Annotated in this window: 13 protein-coding genes; 5 read left to right on the forward strand and 8 right to left on the reverse strand. The window is 72.6% G+C overall.

Features of this window, described 5'->3' with window-relative positions; all coding sequences use genetic code 11:
• Window positions 1-2: 2 nt before the first annotated feature.
• Both CYAGR_RS05130 and CYAGR_RS05135 read left to right on the forward strand, forming a co-directional pair.
• Window positions 3-977 carry an ion transporter gene (locus CYAGR_RS05130; RefSeq protein ID WP_015108723.1) on the forward strand — a complete coding sequence of 325 codons (975 nt, stop codon included), beginning with the start codon at window positions 3-5 and terminating at the stop codon, window positions 975-977.
• Window positions 952-1671, forward strand: a complete 720-nt coding sequence (locus CYAGR_RS05135) for a 3'-5' exonuclease (RefSeq protein ID WP_015108724.1) — start codon at window positions 952-954, stop codon at window positions 1669-1671. Before CYAGR_RS05130 ends, CYAGR_RS05135 begins: the two co-directional genes overlap by 26 nt.
• On the opposite strand, the gene CYAGR_RS05140 is transcribed toward CYAGR_RS05135, so the two are convergent.
• The 5 genes from CYAGR_RS05140 to CYAGR_RS05160 are packed head-to-tail and all read right to left on the reverse strand — an operon-like array spanning window position 1663 to window position 6397.
• On the reverse strand, window positions 1663-2511 hold the full coding sequence (locus tag CYAGR_RS05140; RefSeq protein WP_015108725.1) for a metal ABC transporter permease: 849 nt from the start codon (window positions 2509-2511) through the stop codon (window positions 1663-1665). The two genes, CYAGR_RS05135 and CYAGR_RS05140, sit on opposite strands and share 9 nt — an antisense overlap.
• Window positions 2508-3296 (reverse strand): metal ABC transporter ATP-binding protein, encoded by a 789-nt coding sequence (locus tag CYAGR_RS05145; protein ID WP_015108726.1) that lies wholly within the window; start codon window positions 3294-3296, stop codon window positions 2508-2510. The genes CYAGR_RS05140 and CYAGR_RS05145 overlap by 4 nt, the downstream gene beginning before the upstream one ends.
• The gene (locus tag CYAGR_RS05150; RefSeq protein ID WP_015108727.1) at window positions 3296-4291 is read right to left on the reverse strand and encodes a metal ABC transporter solute-binding protein, Zn/Mn family; all 996 of its coding nucleotides are present in this window, start codon (window positions 4289-4291) and stop codon (window positions 3296-3298) included. Before CYAGR_RS05150 ends, CYAGR_RS05145 begins: the two co-directional genes overlap by 1 nt.
• Window positions 4288-5418 (reverse strand): WD40 repeat domain-containing protein, encoded by a 1131-nt coding sequence (locus tag CYAGR_RS05155; protein ID WP_043325453.1) that lies wholly within the window; start codon window positions 5416-5418, stop codon window positions 4288-4290. The genes CYAGR_RS05150 and CYAGR_RS05155 overlap by 4 nt, the downstream gene beginning before the upstream one ends.
• A complete protein-coding gene (locus CYAGR_RS05160; protein ID WP_015108729.1) occupies window positions 5411-6397 on the reverse strand; it encodes a CobW family GTP-binding protein in 987 nt (328 codons plus the stop codon). The genes CYAGR_RS05155 and CYAGR_RS05160 overlap by 8 nt, the downstream gene beginning before the upstream one ends.
• Before the next feature lie 187 nt (window positions 6398-6584).
• On the opposite strand from CYAGR_RS05160, the gene CYAGR_RS05165 reads away from it, so the two are divergent.
• Complete coding sequence (locus CYAGR_RS05165) at window positions 6585-8069, forward strand: NAD(P)/FAD-dependent oxidoreductase (RefSeq protein WP_015108730.1); 1485 nt, start codon at window positions 6585-6587, stop codon at window positions 8067-8069.
• On the opposite strand, the gene CYAGR_RS05170 is transcribed toward CYAGR_RS05165, so the two are convergent.
• Window positions 7997-8764: a potassium channel family protein gene (locus tag CYAGR_RS05170; protein WP_015108731.1), complete on the reverse strand. Its 768-nt coding sequence runs from the start codon at window positions 8762-8764 to the stop codon at window positions 7997-7999. The two genes, CYAGR_RS05165 and CYAGR_RS05170, sit on opposite strands and share 73 nt — an antisense overlap.
• Before the next feature lie 112 nt (window positions 8765-8876).
• Between CYAGR_RS05170 and CYAGR_RS05175 the strand changes: the two genes are divergently transcribed.
• Together CYAGR_RS05175 and CYAGR_RS05180 are read left to right on the forward strand one after the other, a co-directional pair.
• The gene (locus CYAGR_RS05175) at window positions 8877-9275 is read left to right on the forward strand and encodes a hypothetical protein (protein ID WP_015108732.1); all 399 of its coding nucleotides are present in this window, start codon (window positions 8877-8879) and stop codon (window positions 9273-9275) included.
• A gap of 56 nt (window positions 9276-9331) precedes the next feature.
• A complete protein-coding gene (locus CYAGR_RS05180) occupies window positions 9332-9850 on the forward strand; it encodes an HdeD family acid-resistance protein (RefSeq protein WP_015108733.1) in 519 nt (172 codons plus the stop codon).
• A 3-nt stretch (window positions 9851-9853) separates the two neighbouring features.
• Here the strand turns inward: CYAGR_RS05180 and ggt are convergent, their stop codons facing one another.
• On the reverse strand, window positions 9854-11677 hold the full coding sequence (gene ggt, locus CYAGR_RS05185; RefSeq protein ID WP_015108734.1) for a gamma-glutamyltransferase: 1824 nt from the start codon (window positions 11675-11677) through the stop codon (window positions 9854-9856).
• Window positions 11674-15453 (reverse strand): hydantoinase B/oxoprolinase family protein, encoded by a 3780-nt coding sequence (locus CYAGR_RS05190; protein ID WP_015108735.1) that lies wholly within the window; start codon window positions 15451-15453, stop codon window positions 11674-11676. The genes ggt and CYAGR_RS05190 overlap by 4 nt, the downstream gene beginning before the upstream one ends.
• Window positions 15454-15459: the final 6 nt, after the last annotated feature.

Raw genomic sequence — 15459 nt, forward strand, 5'->3', positions numbered from 1 at the left:
GGATGCCGACGCTGCCGCTGCTGGAGCCCCTGCTGGTGCCGCTCCTGCTGGGCGGCCTGCTGGCCGTGGCCCTGGCCCTGGTGCGGGTGGTGGGGCGCCCCTGGCTGGAGCGCACCATCCTCGAGACGGACACCCCCTCCGGCAAAGCCTTCGATGCCCTGCTGATGCTGGCGATCGCCCTCAGCGTGCTGGCGGTGGTGCTGGAGAGCGATCCGCTGCTGCGGCAACACTGGGCCGGCACCTTCCTGAGGCTGGAGTGGGGTTTCACCCTGCTGTTCAGCCTCGAGTACCTGCTGCGGCTGCGGCTGGTGGCCGAGCCGCGGCGCTACGCCACCAGCTTCTTCGGGCTGGTGGACCTGCTGGCGATCCTGCCCACCTACCTGGGTCTGCTGATCGGCGGCGGCCAGCTGTTCCTGGTGGTGCGGGTGCTGCGGCTGCTGCGGGTGTTCCGGGTGCTGAAGCTGGGGGCCTACCTGCAGGAGGCCGAACTCCTCTGGAGCGCCCTGATCGCCGCCCGCCGCAAGATCACCGTGTTCCTGCTGGCCATGGTGACGCTGGTGATCCTGATCGGCGCCTTCATGTATGTGATCGAGGCCGGCAATGACGGCTTCGGCAGCATTCCGGTGGCCATCTACTGGGCCTGCGTCACGATCACCACGGTGGGCTACGGCGACGTGGCCCCGGTGACGCCCCTGGGGCGCTTCATGGCCTCGGTGGTGATGCTGATCGGCTACAGCATCATCGCCGTGCCCACCGGCATCCTCAGCGCCGAGATCGGCCTGTCGGTGCTGCGGCCAACGGGCCACCCACAGGCTGGGACCCCCTGCCCCGCCTGCGGGCTGGCCGACCACCAGGTCGACGCGCGCCACTGCCGGCACTGCGGGACGGCGCTGACCGGGAATGCTCTCGGTGAGAATCCCCCCAGTCGCGACGAGCCCACCCCAGCTGCCGATGGAGGAGCCGAGCCCCAGCGCTGAACTCCTGGCCGCGGGCTGGTCGGAGCAGGACGTGCGTCGCTACCGCCAGTTGTGGACCTACCGCAGCCGCTGGGGCGCCGCCAACCTGGATCGCGACGAGCGGCGCTTCCTGCGCAGGGGCGACGCTGCCCTGCGGACGATCCAGCGGTCACCGGCACCGGCTCCGGTCTCACGCACGGGCCTGGCCGATCTCCGTCAGGGCTGTTTCGTGGCGCTGGATTTCGAGACGGCGGACCAGGGCCGGGACAGTGCCTGCTCGATCGCCCTGGTGCGGGTGGAGGGGCGGTCCATCGTGCGCCGCGAGCACCACCTGATCCGGCCGCCACGGAGGACCTTCCTGTTCACCTCCATCCACGGGATCAGCTGGGCCCAGGTGGCCGATGCGCCCAGCTTCGCCGAGCTGTGGCCCGAGCTGGCGGCCTGTCTGGATGGGGCCCTGTTCATCGCTGCCCACAACGCCAGCTTCGATGCCGGTGTGCTGCGGGCCTGCTGCGAGCAGGCCGGTCTGCGGCCCCCAGCCCAGCCCTTCGTCTGCACCGTGCAGGTGGCCCGGCAGGCCTGGAACCTGCGGCCCACCAAACTGCCGGATGTGTGCCGGCATCTGGGCCTGCCGCTCCAGCACCACGATGCCCTCTCCGATGCCGAGGCCTGCGCCGGCATCGTGCTGGCGGCGGGTCGGGGCAGTTCAGGCTAGGGCCGCCCTGCCCCGCTCCTGCCGCCCCCTCAGGCTCCAGAGCAGGGCCATCAGGAACCCGAAGAACTGCACGATCACCACGCAGGGGCCCGAGGGCAGGTTGGTGAGGCCCGAGCCGAGCAGCCCCAGCACGGCACAACCGCCGCCGATCACCGAAGAGAGCACCAGATAGGTGCCGAAGCGGCGGCTCACCAGCCGGGAAGCACAGGCGGGGATCACCACGAAGGCGCTGATCAGCAGCACCCCCACCGCCTTGATCGAAACGGCCACCACCACGGCGAGCAGCAGGATGAAGGCGATCCGGTGCCACTGGCTGCCGACGCCGAAGGCCCCGGCCAGATCGGCGTGCAGGGTGACCAGCACCTGGGCCCGCAGGCTCACCAGCAGGTAGGCCACCGCCCCCACCAGCAGCACGGCGATCAGGGCGAGGTCCAGCCAGGAGACCCCGAGAATGTCGCCGAACAGCAGCTGCTGGATGCCGCCCTTGTAGGTCGTCACCAGGCTGAGGGCCACCACCGCGAAGGCCAGGGAGGTGGAGTAGACGATGTTCAGCAGCGCGTCGGTGGGGAGCTGGCTGCGCTGCACCAGCAGGTTCACCAGCAGGGCGAACAGCACCGCGAAGGGGATCAGCACCAGGGTGGGGTTGAGCCCCAGCAGGATCCCCAGGCTGAGGCCCAGCAGGGCCGAATGGCCCAGGGCATCGCTGAAGAAGGACAGCTGGCGCAGCACCGCGAAGCTGCCCAGCAGGCCGCCCAGGGCCCCGGTGAGCAGCCCGCCGACCAGGGCCCGTTGCATGAACGGCTGGGTGATCACCGCGCTGAAGGGGGAGAACTCCGTCATCCGATCCGGGGACTCCCCTGGGGTGCACGGGCCCGGCGGAGGTCGGGGGCATCGGCCGGGTCGTAGAGCCGCTCCAGCTGGGCCCGGGAGAGGGCCAGTTCGGGACGGCCGCTGCAGCGCAGCTGGCGGTTGAGGCACAGCACCTGGTCGCAGCTGCGCCGCACCATGTCCAGGTCGTGGGAGACCTGCAGCACGGTCCAGCCCTCACGGCGGCGCAGGTCGAACAGCAGGCGGTGGAACTGCTCGGTGGAGGGGGCGTCCAGGCCGGCCTGGGCCTCATCCAGCACCAGCAGGCGCCGGGGCCGCACGACGCAGAACGCCAGCAGCACCCGCTTCAGCTGCCCCCCCGACAGCTCGCTCAGCAGGCGATCGGCCAGCGGCCCGCAGCCCGTCTTGGCGAGGGCGGCGCGCACGGCGGAGCGGCGCTCGCCGCCACCGCTCCAGGGCAGGCGCGGGCCGGGCGGATCCCAGCCGAAGCCGACGAACTCGGCCACGGTGAGGGGCAGGCGCCCCTGGAGCGGCAGGGCCTGCGGGAGGAAGGCCAGCTGGGCCCGGACCGGTGCCGGCAGCTGGCCGGCGGGCCCCAGCCGCTGGCCGAGGATCCGCACCTCGCCCGCGTGGCGGGGGATCAGGCCGAGGATCGCCCCCACCAGCGAGCTCTTGCCGGCCCCGTTCGGCCCCACCAGGGCCGTGTCGCTCTCGCAGGCGAGCTGGAAGCTGACGTCGTCCACCGCCAGCACCCCATCGCGCAGCACCCGCAGGCCCTCGACCTCCAGAACGGGCATCAGCGGAAGGCGCTCACCAGATCGGAGACATTGCGGCGCATCACTTCGGCGTAGGTGGCCGGGTTGCGGGAGGCCTCCTCGGTGCCCGTCTCCATCGGATCGAAGACGCTGATGCGGATCCCCAGATCCCCGGCCAGGGCGTTGAAGGAGCGGTTGCCCTCCTGGGGTTCGCTGAGCAGCGCCTTGAGCTGGGTGCGCTTCACCGTCTCCGCCACCCGGGCCAGATCGGCCGGCGAAGGGTTCTGCTCCGGCACATCCACCAGGTATTCGGCCCTGAGGCCGTAGCGGTCGGCGAAGTAGGGGGCGAAGTCGTGGAGAACCACGAAGGTCTTGCCCCGGAAGGGCGCCAGCTGTTTCTCGAAGTCCGTGTTGAGCTGGCGCAGCTGGCCGCTGAAGGCGGCGGCGTTGCGGCGGTAGCCGTCGGCGCAGGCCGGATCGGCGGCGATCAGGCCGTCACGGATGTTGTCCACCTGCTGGGCGGCGCGCACCGGATCCAGCCAGATGTGGGGATTGATCGGGCCATGGTCGTGGGCGTGGTCATGGCCGTGGTCGTCGTGGGCCTCTGCCTTGGACTCACCGCTCGCCTCCGGGTTTTCCAGGGTGGCGATGCCGCGGCTGGAGTCGATCACCTTCAGGTCGGGGTTCTCGGCGCCCTTCACCAGCTTGTCGAGGAAGGACTCCATCTCCAGACCGTTCTTGACCAGCACCCTGGCGTTCTTCAGCGCCGCCACATCCCCGGGCCTGGCCTGGAAATCGTGGGGGCCGCTGGCGGCGGGGATCAGGGCGCTCACCTCGGCGCAGTCGCCGGCGACGGCCCGGGTGAACAGGGTGATCGGCAGGAAGGTGGTCACCACCCGGGGGCGATCGGCCCGGCCGGCCTGGGCTTGCGGTGGCTGCGCTTCCGGTGCCTGCACCGCGGGGCGGCAGCCCAGCAGCAGGGCGGAGAGCCCGGCGGCCAGGGCCAGGACAGGACGACGGACAGGGGGCTGGATCATGGGGCGAAACCTCCGGAACGGGGTGGGCGGGAAGGCTGTGGGCGGGAACGGACGGGCGGGGGCAGGGTGACGGGCCACAGCCACCACTGCCCCTGGTCGCCGCCGGCGCCCAGGTGGCGGCCATCGGGTCGCCAGCTCAGACAGGTGATCGCCTGGCCGTCACCCTCCAGCAGCTGCTGCAGACGGCCGCGGCCATCCCAGAGCGCCACCGTGCCATCGCTGGAGGCGCTGGCCAGCAGGTTGCTGCCGGGGGCAAAGGCCACGGCGTTGACGCGGCCTTCGTGGAGCACCAGGGGCTCCGGTTTCCAGCCCTTGGCGCCGCGATCCTGCTGGCTCCAGATCACGGAGATGTCGGAGGAGGACACGGCCAGCAGGGGGGCCAGACGCCCCGGCTGATCGCACCAGGCCAGGGACCGCACCTTGCCGGGGAAGCCGCTGAACTGCCAGCCGCGGCCGGCCGCGCCGTCGGGCCAGAGCATCAGCGAGCCGTCGAGCTGGCCACTGGCCAGCAGGGTCCCCTGGTCGGACCAGCCCAGGGCCACGCCGGCCGAGCCGGTGGCGCAGCGCTGGGGCGGCTCCCCTGGATCCTCCGGCTGCCAGAGGAGCACCTCGCCGTGGCAGGCGGCCGCCAGCCGCTGGCCATCACGGCTCCAGGCCAGGGACAGCACCGTGCGCTCCAGCTCCTGACTCTCCTCCCGCAGCGCACGGCTTTCCCCGTCCCAGAGCCGCACCCGCCGGCCGGCCCCCAGCGCCAGCAGGGCGCCGTGGGGCCGCCAGGCGGCCGTATCCAGCCAGCCGGCCTGGAGCGGCACCGGGTCGAAGGCCAGCGGCCGCACGCCCGTGCCGCCCATCTCCCAGAGCAGCAACTCGCCGCCCTGGCCCGCCGCCATCAGAAAGCGGCCGTCAGGACTGAAGCCCAGCACATCGAGGCCGCTGTCCCGATCCCCGCGCAGCAGCTCCTCGCAGCCCGCCCGGACATCGAGCAGCAGCAGCTCGCCGCCGGCGGTGGCCATCGCCAGGAACTCCCCATCGGCCGACCAGGCCTGGGCGGTGATGGCATTGCCGCAGGTGCCGCTGAGCCGCTCCCGCACCAGGGCCTGGGGGGGCGCCACGGCCGGATCAGGCAACACAGGCCTCGAAACCGGCCCGCAGGGCGGCTTCATCGAGATCGCGGCCGATGATCACGAAATCGGTTCGGGGGGTTTCATCAGCCCGCCAGGGCCGATCCCTGGCGCTGTCGATCAGCATGTGCACCGACTGGAAGACATAGCGGTGGCTCTCGCCGTCGATCTGGAGGATGCCCTTCATGCGGAACAGATCGGGCCCCCGCTCGCTCACCAGCCCATCGATCCAGCGTTCCAGCTTCCTGTAACTCATCGGCCGCGCTTCGATGAAGGCCACCGAGCTGACGGCATCGTCATGTTCGTGGTCATGGTCGGAGGCAAGGAACTCCGGATCGATCGCCAGGGCCCGCTCGAGCTCGAAGGCCCCCACGCCCAGGATCTGGTCCATCGCCGCATCGGCCCGGCAGGTGGGAATCACCCGGGCCAAGGGATTGATGGCCCGGGTGCGCTGACGGATGGCCTCGAGGGCTTCGGCTGCCACCAGATCGGTCTTGTTGAGCAGCAGCACATCGGCGAAGGCCAGCTGTTCCTGCACCTCCTCGCTGTCCCAGTGCTGCTCCACATGGCGGAGATCGACGAGGGTGACGACGGCATCGAGCCGGAGCTGCTCCCGCAGGTCCTCGTCGACGAAGAACGTCTGGATCACGGGCGCCGGGTCCGCCAGGCCGGTGGTCTCGATCACGAGGTGATCGAAGCGGTCGCGGCGCTTCATCAGGTGGCCGATGATGGGGATCAGATCGCCGCGAACGGTGCAGCAGATGCAGCCGTTGTTCATCTCGAAGATCTCCTCATCGGCCTCGATCACCAGCTGGTTGTCGATGCCCACCTCGCCGAATTCATTGACGATCACCGCCACCTTGAGGCCGTGCTCGTGGGTGAGGATGCGGTTGAGCAACGTCGTCTTGCCGGAGCCGAGGTAGCCCGTGAGGACGGTGACGGGCAGGCGCTCCCGATCAGGGGCCGGGGAAGGGGCCGAGCGCATCGGTGCAGAGCCCAAAGGGCCGGGCATGGGAATCATTTTCAAGGTAGCAGTCCCGGTTCCCTCTGGCCGCCCCAGCGGGCCCTTCGACGGCCCCCGTCCGCCAAACCGCTTCCATCACTACCGCCCCGCGGCGGCGGGCTGCCTACGGTTCAGCCCTGAGGATTCGCCCGATGGCCCCCTCCGCTTGATGGCCCAAGAACGCTTCTTCCTCGAGCTGGATCCGCCCCTGGAGGCCATGGGCGACTGGCCCCATGTGGTGATCGTGGGCGGGGGGTTCGCCGGGCTCAAAGCCTGCCATGTCCTGGCGGGACAGCCGGTGCGCGTGACCCTGATCGACAAGCGCAACTTCAACCTGTTCCAGCCGCTGCTGTACCAGGTGGCTTCCGGTCTGGTGTCGGAGGCGGATGTGGCGTCCCCCCTGCGCCAGATGGTGGGGCAGGCCCCCAACATCCAGATCCTGCTGGGCGAGGTGGTCGACATCGACACCGAGGCCAGGGAGGTGGTGTTCAACGACCACCGCTACGCCTACGACCACCTGATCCTGGCGAGCGGGTCGGGCAGCACCTACTTCGGCCACGAGGAGTGGCGGCCCCTGGCGCCGCCGATGAAGATCCTCGAGCACGCCGACGAGATCCGCCGCCGGCTGCTGATGGCGCTCGAAGAGGCTGAGCAGACCCGGGATCCCGGGCGGCGCCGCTTCCTGCAGTCGGTGGTGGTGGTGGGGGCCGGGCCGGCGGGGTGCGAACTGGCCGGCTCCCTGATCGAGCTGATGCACCGCGCCGTGGAGCGCGACTTCAAGCAGCTCGACCGTGCCCAGTGCCGGGTGATCCTGCTGGATGCGGTGGATCGGGTGTTGCCGGCGATGCCGGCCGATCTCTCCGCCGACGCCGCGGCCTACCTGCAGCGCGCCGGCGTGGAGCTGCGACTGAACACGATGGTGGCCGCCATCGAACCCGGCCGGGTGCTCCTGCGGCGCCCCCCGGATGCCTCCGCCGGTGAGGCGGGCGCTGGCGCTGATGGTTTCGGCGACCTGGAGGCGGCCACGATCTGCTGGACCGCCGGGGTGCGGGCCTCCCGCCTGGGCCGGCTGCTGGCGGAACGCACCAGCGCCCCCGTAGATCGCGGCGGACGGCTGCAGGTGGAGGCCGACTTCTCGCTGCCGGGGCACCCGGAGATCCGGGCGGTGGGGGATCTCTGCCACTACGCCCACACCGGCGACGGCCGGGTGCTGCCGGGCATGGCGGGGCCGGCGGTCCAGATGGGCGGCTGGGTGGCGGGCGACATCCTGGCGGGCCTCGAAGGGCGCCGCAGCGAGCCGTTCCGCTGGTTTGATCTGGGCAGCATGGCCGTGATTGGGCCCTGGTACGCGGTGGCCGACCTGCGCGGGCTGCACGTGAGCGGTCTGGCGGGCTGGATCCTGTGGGCCCTGGCCCATCTGGCCTTCATCCCCGACACCGAGAACCGCATCGCCCTGTTCAGCAAATGGATGTGGCAGATCGCCACCCGCCAGCGCACGGCCCTGCTGATCACCGGCCGTCCCGATCAGCACATCGGGGTGGATGTGGGCCTCGAGCGGGCCCTGCCGCCGGATGGCGCGTCTCAGTCGCCGGAGTCACCCTCCTCCGGGGCCGCGAATCGGCTGATCAGCACCCCCAGGATGACGGCGATGTAGAGCGGCCCGGCGATCCCCAGCACCACGCTGGCCATCCGCGCCGGAGGCAGGGCCGGGGTGATGTCGCCGTAGCCGGTGGTGGTCAGGCTCACGAAGGCGAAGTAGTTGATGCGGGCGAAATCCAGCTCCCAGACGCTGTGGGCGGCCACCCCCGCATGGGAGCGAACGATGGCGGCCTGGCCATCGGCGGTGTTGGCCAGGAAGCTGCCGGGCTGGATCGTTTCCAGCACGCTCAGCACCAGACCACCACTGAGTCCGAGCAGGAGATAGCCGGCCACCGCCCCGACCACCACCGGCCGGGTGGCCCGGGGCTCCCGGCCCAGGGTCCGCACCAGTCGCACCAGGCTCCAGCCGATGAACAACGTGGTGATCAGCAGCAGGGGCACCCCGGACAGGCGCCGCGACTCGGGGGTCAGCAGCCAGTACAGCTGGGCGACGAGGTTGGCGCCTCCCAGCACCAGGTACAGACGGTCACCCGAGTCACGCGCCACCGAACCGGCGAGGAAACCCCCCAGCTCGACGGTGGTGAGCAGCGTGATCAGGAAGTAGCCCACCGACCCGGCCAGGCGCAGCGTCTGGGGAAACGCCAGGCTCAGCATCACCAGCAGGCACAGAAACAGCAGCCGGCGGTAGAAGCGGTGCCGTCGCCGCAGCAGACCGTCCGGCGTGGCGGGGGCTGCCAGAGGTCGGATCACGGTGGCGAGCGATCGGAACCGACAACGTAGGTCGAACCTCTGCGGAGGCCAGTGACCACCGGACGCGGGTCCGTTCAGCCGATGGATACTGGACACACCCGCGAGGATCTCCATGGCCTTCCGCTTCCGGCCCGCCTCCCGCCTGCTGCCCGCCGCTGCGGGGCTCCTGCTGGCGGTGGCCCCCCTGGCCCCGGCCCTGGCCCCGGCCCTGGCCCAGGGGATCCCCTTCAACGAAGTCCGGGCCCTCAACCTGGCCCGCAACGCGGCCGTGCTCAGCAACGGCGGGCTGACGGTGTACACCCCGGCCAACTGCATGTTCACCACCTCGGCGGCCAGCAACCCCTGCCTGGTGCGCAGCGACGCCGACGGCTTTGTCTACCGCTTCCTCGGAGGCCCCCCCGGCTGGGAGGCCAAGGGGCTGCCGGCCACGACGGAGACCGAGATCCAGATCGCCCCGGACGGCCGCCGGGTGGTGGCGATCCTCTACAACGGCCCGCCGCGCTCCCGCTGAGCCCGGCGGTCGGCCAGGGGAAACCGGCCTAACCTCCCACCAGCCTCCCCAAGCCTTTGTCCGTCCCCGCTTCCCCCACCCTGCGCTGGGTCACCGCCGGTCTGCTGCTGATGGCGGCCGTCCTCTGCCTGGCGCTTCCCTTCGTGTCGGCCACCCTGCTGACCATCGCCCTCGGTGGGGTGTCGGTCGCGGCGGGCGCCTCCCAGCTGCTGCGGCTCACCTCGGCCGATGACACCCGCAGCAAGGTGTTCCGCGCCATCTCCGGGGTGCTGTATGTGGTGGGCGGCATCGGCCTGGTGGCCTTCCCGGTGGCCAGCACCGTGAGTCTGACCCTGTTCATCGGCGTCCTGCTGGCCGTCGAGGGGGTGATGGAGCTGGCGGGCGCCGCCGCCGGTGCCGGGCCGGCCCGGGGCCTGGTGCTGCTCGATGGCATCGTCACCGTGGTGCTCGGGGGAATGCTGATCGCCGAGTGGCCCTCCGACAGCATCTGGGCGATCGGCACCCTGTTCGGCTTCGGCCTGGCCTTCTCCGCCTTCAACCTGATCACCGCCGCCCCGCCCGCCGCCGAGGGCTGAGCCTCATTCGGCCACGGCCGGGCCCTCGGCCCGGCGGGGATCCACCGCCCCCAGGCTGCCGCCGCCCTCCAGCACCTCGACGCTGTTGGCGGCCCCCATGGACGGGGACTGGCGCACGCTGTGTCCCATGGCCTCCAGCAGGCGCCGGGTGTCGGGGCTGACGCCCTGCTCCAGATCGATCCGATCAGGCCACAGCTGGCTGTGGATCCGGGGCGTGGCGACGGCGCCCGCCAGGTTGAGGCCATGCACCATCCGGTTGAGCAGCACCTGGAGCACGGTGGTGATGATGCGGCTGCCGCCGGGGCTGCCGGTGGCGATCCAGGGGCGGCCATCGGGGCGGAACACCAGGGTGGGGGCCATCGAGCTGAGCGGCCGCCGGCCGGGGGCGATGGCGTTGGCCGACCCCTGGCGCAGGCCGAAGGCGTTGGCGCTGCCCGGGAGGGCAGTGAAGTCGTCCATCTCGTTGTTGAGCAGGAAGCCCATCCCCGGGACCGTGATGCCGTTGCCGTAGGGGAAGTTGAGGGTGGTGGTGAGGGCCGCCAGCCCGCCCTGGCGGTCGGCCACCGAGAGGTGGGTGGTGTTGGTGCCTTCTGTGGCGGCGGCCGCCTCCAGCCCCGGGGCCGGGGTGTGGCGCTGGGGGTCGATGCGGCGGCGCAGGGCGTCGAGATGGGCCGGCGACAGCAGCCGTTCCACCGGCACCGGCACCTGGTCGGGGTCGCCGAGCAGGGCGTTGCGGTCGCGGTAGGCCAGGTTCATGGCTTCGGCCATGGGATGGAGGCTGGCGGCGGCATTCAGGCCGGAGGCCGCCAGGTCGAAGGGTTCGAGGATCCCCAGCAGCTGCAGCAGGGTGAGCCCGCCGCCGGGCGGCGGCATCGAGAGCACCGGATGGCCGCGGAACTCGCGCCGCAGCGGCCGCACCAGCTGGGCGCGGTAGGCGCGCAGGTCGTTGTGGCTGATCAGGCCACCGCCCCGCTCCATGGCCACCACCAGGGCGTCGGCCACCGGCCCCCGATAGAAGCCGTTCTCCCCTTCGGCGGCGATGCGCCGCAGGCTGGCCGCCAGCTCGCGCTGGCGCAGCCGTGTGCCCGGCACCGGGGGCGGCAGGAACAGGCTTCGGGAGACGGTGTCGGTCTGCAGCCGCGGGGCGGCGGCGGCCAGGGAATCGCTCAGCTCGCGGCTCACCGGGAACCCGTCCACCGCCAGCCGGATCGCCGGCGCCATCACCTGGGCCAGCGGCAGGCGGCCGTAGCAGCGCTGGGCCAGGGCCAGGCCGGCGACGCTGCCGGGCACGGCGGTGCTGAGCAGGCTGCGGGTGGCGCGGGCCCGGTCGACCTGGCCATCGGGGCCCAGGAACATCGTGGCCGTGGCCGCCGCCGGGGCCGTCTCGCGGAAGTTCACCGCCACCGCGGTGCCGCCGCCGATGGCCAGCTCGGGCCCGGCAGCATTGGTGCCAGCGGCAGCCCCGGCCAGGCAGCCCCGCTGGCGGGCCGGCGAGGGGCCGGGCAGCCAGAGCAGCAGGAAGCCGCCGCCGCCCAGGTTGCCGGCCTGGGGCAGGGTGACCGCCAGGGCGAAGGCGGTGGCCACCGCCCCGTCCACCGCGTTGCCCCCCTGGCGCAGGATCGCCGCCCCCGCCGCCGAGGCCAGCGGCTCCTGGGCCGCCACCAACCCCCGGGCCGACCACAGCGGCCGGAAGCGCTGCTCACCCTCCAGCAGCACATTGCTTTCCGGCGCGGCGAGCGCGGCAGGCGCCTGGGCCTGGGCCTGGGCCACCGGCACGGCCAGCAGCAGCAGCGCCGCCCCGGCGGCCCCCCGGAGAGCCACGCTCACAGGGCGGCTCCGGCGGCGCCATAGCCGCCGCCGCCGGGGGTGGCTATCTCCAGCAGGTCGCCGGGCTGGACGCTCACCTGATCGCAGCCGGCCAGCTCCTCCAACCGGCCATCGGCCCGCTCCAGCCGGTTGCGGCCCACGGCGCCATCGCCCCCGCCTGCCAGGCCGAAGGGGGGCACCCGCCGGGATCCCGAGAGGATGGCGACGGTCATCGGCGCCAGGAAGCGCAGCCGCCGCACCACCCCCTCACCGCCGGGCCAACGCCCCGTGCCGCCGCTGCCGCGGCGGATGGCGAAGCGTTCAAGGCGCACCGGGAAACGGTCCTCGAGGATCTCCGGATCGGTGAGACGTGAGTTGGTCATGTGGCTCTGCACCGCGCTGGCTCCGGCAAAGCCGCGACCATCGGGCCGCATGCCAGCCCCGGTGCCGCCGCAGATCGTCTCGTAATACTGGCAGCGGGCATCGCCGAAGCTGAGGTTGTTCATCGTGCCCTGGGCCGCCGCCATCACCCCCAGGGCCCCGAACAGGGCGTTGGTGACCGCCTGGGACGTTTCGACGTTGCCGGCCACCACCGCCGCCGGCGCCAGCGGGTGCAGCAGGCAGCCCTCGGGCACCACCAGATCGATCGGCGCGAAGCAGCCGGCGTTGAGCGGAATCGGGCGACCCACCAGGCAGCGGAACACGTAGAGCACCGCCGCCTTGGTGATCGCCAGCGGGGCGTTGACGTTGCCCTGCTGCTGGGGGGAGGTGCCGCTGAAATCGATGCGGGCGCGGCGGGCGGCCCGGTCGATGCGCACGGCCACGACGATGCGGCTGCCGTTGTCGAGTTCCACCGTGTGCTCGCCATCGCTGAGGCCGGCGATCGCCTCGGCCACCGCCGCCTCGGCGTTGGCCAGCACGTGGCCCATGTAGGCGCGCACCTCGCCTGGTCCCTCGCGGGCCAGCAGCCGCTGCAGTTCGTCCACCCCCAGTTGGTTGGCAGCCGCCTGGGCCTGAAGGTCGGCCAGCAGCTGGTCGGGGTTGCGCACCGGGTGGGGGCCGGCGGCCAGGCGCTGCCGCCAGGCCGCCGCATCGAACTGGCCCAGGCGCAGCAGCGGCACGTGGCGCAGCAGCAGCCCCTCCTCCTCGATGTGGCGGCTGAAGGGGGGCATCGAGCCCGGGGTGAGGCCGCCCACGTCGGCATGGTGGCCGCGGCAGGCCACGAACAGCAGCGGCTCCGGCCCGGCCTCGGCGCGGAACACCGGCGTGATCACGGTGATGTCGGGCAGGTGGGTGCCGCCATCGAAGGGGTCGTTGGAGGCGTAGGCCTCGCCGGGCGCCAGCGGCGGAACGGTACCGGCGGCGACGGCGGCCAGCAGGCTGGCGACGCTGGCCCCCATCGAACCGAGGTGCACGGGAATGTGGGGGGCGTTGGCCACCAGCCGGCCGGCGCCATCGAACAGGGCACAGGAGAAGTCGAGCCGCTCGCGGATGTTCACCGAGCGGCTGCACTGGCGCAGCCGTTCGCCCATCTGCTCGGCGATGGCGCTGAAGCGGTGGTTGTAGAGCTCCAGCCGCACCGGATCCACCGCCTCGGCACCGCCGCTGGCCAGGGCCGCCCCGGCGACCGGCGCCTGCCGCTCCAGCAGCAGCTCGCCCCCCGCCAGCACCCGGCCGCCCCAGCCGGGCTCCAGCACGGTGGTGCCCGTGGGCTCCACCACCAGGGTCGGCCCCGCAATCCGCTGGCCCGCCACCAGCTGCTGCCGGCGCCAGAGGGGCACCTGGCGCCAGACCATCCCGGCGCCACAGCCCCCGCTGTGCTCGTCCGCCAGGCAAAGGGGCACCCATTCAGAGGGTTCGGGCGGATCCGCCGCCGCAGGGAGTTCAGCGGCCCTGACGCCCCCTGCCGAGGACCCAGGCGTCGGGGCCCCCACCTCCACCACCAGCCTCTCCACCACCAGCGGCTCGTCGGGCACCACGAAACCGAACCGCTGCCGGTGGCGCTCCTCAAAGGCGGCGCGCAGGTCCGCCAGCAGGCCATCCGCTGGAGCCGCCGGCCAGGGCAGCTCAAGCCCCTGGTCGCTGCCGCCATAGCGCAGCTCCAGGCGGACCTGGCGCCGTGGCTCCTGACCCGCCGCCAGATCGCCTCCGGCGCGCAGCTCGGCGGAGGCCTCAGCCAGCAGCGCCTCGATCGCCCGCTCCAGCTGGGGCAACAAGGCCGGCTCCAGGGGCTGGCGCAGGGTGCGCTCCCGCAGCAGGGAGGGGCGGGCCAGGCCGATGCCGTAGGCCGAGAGCACCCCGGCCAGGGGATGGAGCAGCACCCGGGTGAGGCCGAGGGCTTCGGCCAGGGGGCAGGTGAGCTGGCCGCCGGCGCTGCCGAAGGTGACGAGCACGGCGCCGCGCAGGTCGTGGCCGCGCTGGATCGAGATGCGGCGGATTGCCTCGGCCATGCGCTCGATGGCGATCGTCAGCGCCCCCTGGGCCGCCGCCTCCGGACCGTCCAGCCCCAGCTGGCGGGCCAGGGCCCCGAAGCGCTCCAGCACCACCCCCCGATCGGCCGGCCGGTCGCCGCGGGGTCCGAACAGCCGCGGCAGCGCCTGCACCGGCAGCCGGCCCAGCAGCAGGTTGGCGTCGGTGACCGCCAGGGGGCCGCCACGGCCGTAGCAGGCGGGGCCGGGGTTGGCGCCGGCCGAGCGGGGCCCCACCTGCAGGCGGCCGTCCGCGACGTGCAGCACCGAGCCACCGCCGGCCGCCACGGTGTGAATCGGCAGCATCGGCGCCAGCAGCCGCAGGCCATCGATCTCCGTTTCCGTGCTGCGCTCCCAGGCCACCGCACCGCGGCTGCCGTCGAAGTGGAAGACGTCGGTAGAGGTGCCGCCCATGTCGAAGCCGAGGATCGGGGCGTCGCCGAAGCCGGCAGCCTCCGCGACTGCCACGGCGGCCACCATCCCACCGGCGGGACCGGAAAGGATCGTGTCCTTGGCCCGCAGCAGGCCGGGGGCCTGCAGGGCGCCGGCGGAGGTCATCACCCGCAGGGGGATGGCGGCGCCGATGGCGGCGCGAACCTGATCGAGATAGGCGCCCAGCACCGGGGCCAGGGCCGCCTCCAGCACGGTGGTGTCGAGGCGGGGCACCAACCGGGGCTGGCGACTGAGCTGGTTGGAGAGGACCACCGGAGCCAAGCCGCGGGACGCCAGCCAGCTCCCCAGGGCCTGCTCGTGGCGGGGGTGGCGGCAGGCGTGCAGGAGGGCGACGGCCACGCTGCGGAAGCCATCGGCCCAGGCCTGCGCCAGCTCCGCCTCCAGGGCCCCATCCAGCTGCAGGGATTCGAGTTCTTTGCCATCCGCCGCCAGCCGGCCGCCCACTTCGATCACCCGCAGGGGCGGCGGCTCGGGGCGCTCGATGGCCAGCGCGAAGAGGTGGGGGCGGTGCTGGTCGCCGATGCGCTGCAGGTCGGCGAAGCCGCGGTTGACCAGCAGCAGCACCGGTGCCCCCTGCCGCTCCAGCAGGGCGTTGGTCGCGACGGTGGTGCCCAGCCGCACCTCCGCCACGGCACCGGGGGGGATGGGGTGGTGGGGCGGCAGGCCGAGCAGCTCACGCACGGCGGTGACGGCGGGATCGGGCGGAGGGCTGCCGTCCGCCGGCGGCGGCGGATCGGAGAGCAGCTTGCGCACCACCAGCTCGCCGGCGGGCGAGCAGGCCACCACATCGGTGAAGGTGCCGCCCCGGTCGATCCAGAACCGCCAGCCGATGTGTGACGCGTCCGGGGACCCCGGCACGGGGATGGAGGCGAGCACGGGGAG

This window comes from Cyanobium gracile PCC 6307 (assembly GCF_000316515.1).
GTDB classification, from domain to species: domain Bacteria; phylum Cyanobacteriota; class Cyanobacteriia; order PCC-6307; family Cyanobiaceae; genus Cyanobium; species Cyanobium gracile.

Bases quoted from the DNA above. Each gene is read 5' to 3' on its own strand.
- CYAGR_RS05130 (WP_015108723.1), top strand. From the start codon at position 3: ATGCCGACGCTGCCGCTGCTGGAGCCCCTGCTGGTGCCGCTCCTGCTG.
- CYAGR_RS05135 (WP_015108724.1), top strand. From the start codon at position 952: ATGGAGGAGCCGAGCCCCAGCGCTGAACTCCTGGCCGCGGGCTGGTCG.
- CYAGR_RS05140 (WP_015108725.1), bottom strand. From the start codon at position 2,511: ATGACGGAGTTCTCCCCCTTCAGCGCGGTGATCACCCAGCCGTTCATG.
- CYAGR_RS05145 (WP_015108726.1), bottom strand. From the start codon at position 3,296: ATGCCCGTTCTGGAGGTCGAGGGCCTGCGGGTGCTGCGCGATGGGGTG.
- CYAGR_RS05150 (WP_015108727.1), bottom strand. From the start codon at position 4,291: ATGATCCAGCCCCCTGTCCGTCGTCCTGTCCTGGCCCTGGCCGCCGGG.
- CYAGR_RS05160 (WP_015108729.1), bottom strand. From the start codon at position 6,397: ATGCGCTCGGCCCCTTCCCCGGCCCCTGATCGGGAGCGCCTGCCCGTC.
- CYAGR_RS05165 (WP_015108730.1), top strand. From the start codon at position 6,585: ATGGCCCAAGAACGCTTCTTCCTCGAGCTGGATCCGCCCCTGGAGGCC.
- CYAGR_RS05175 (WP_015108732.1), top strand. From the start codon at position 8,877: ATGGCCTTCCGCTTCCGGCCCGCCTCCCGCCTGCTGCCCGCCGCTGCG.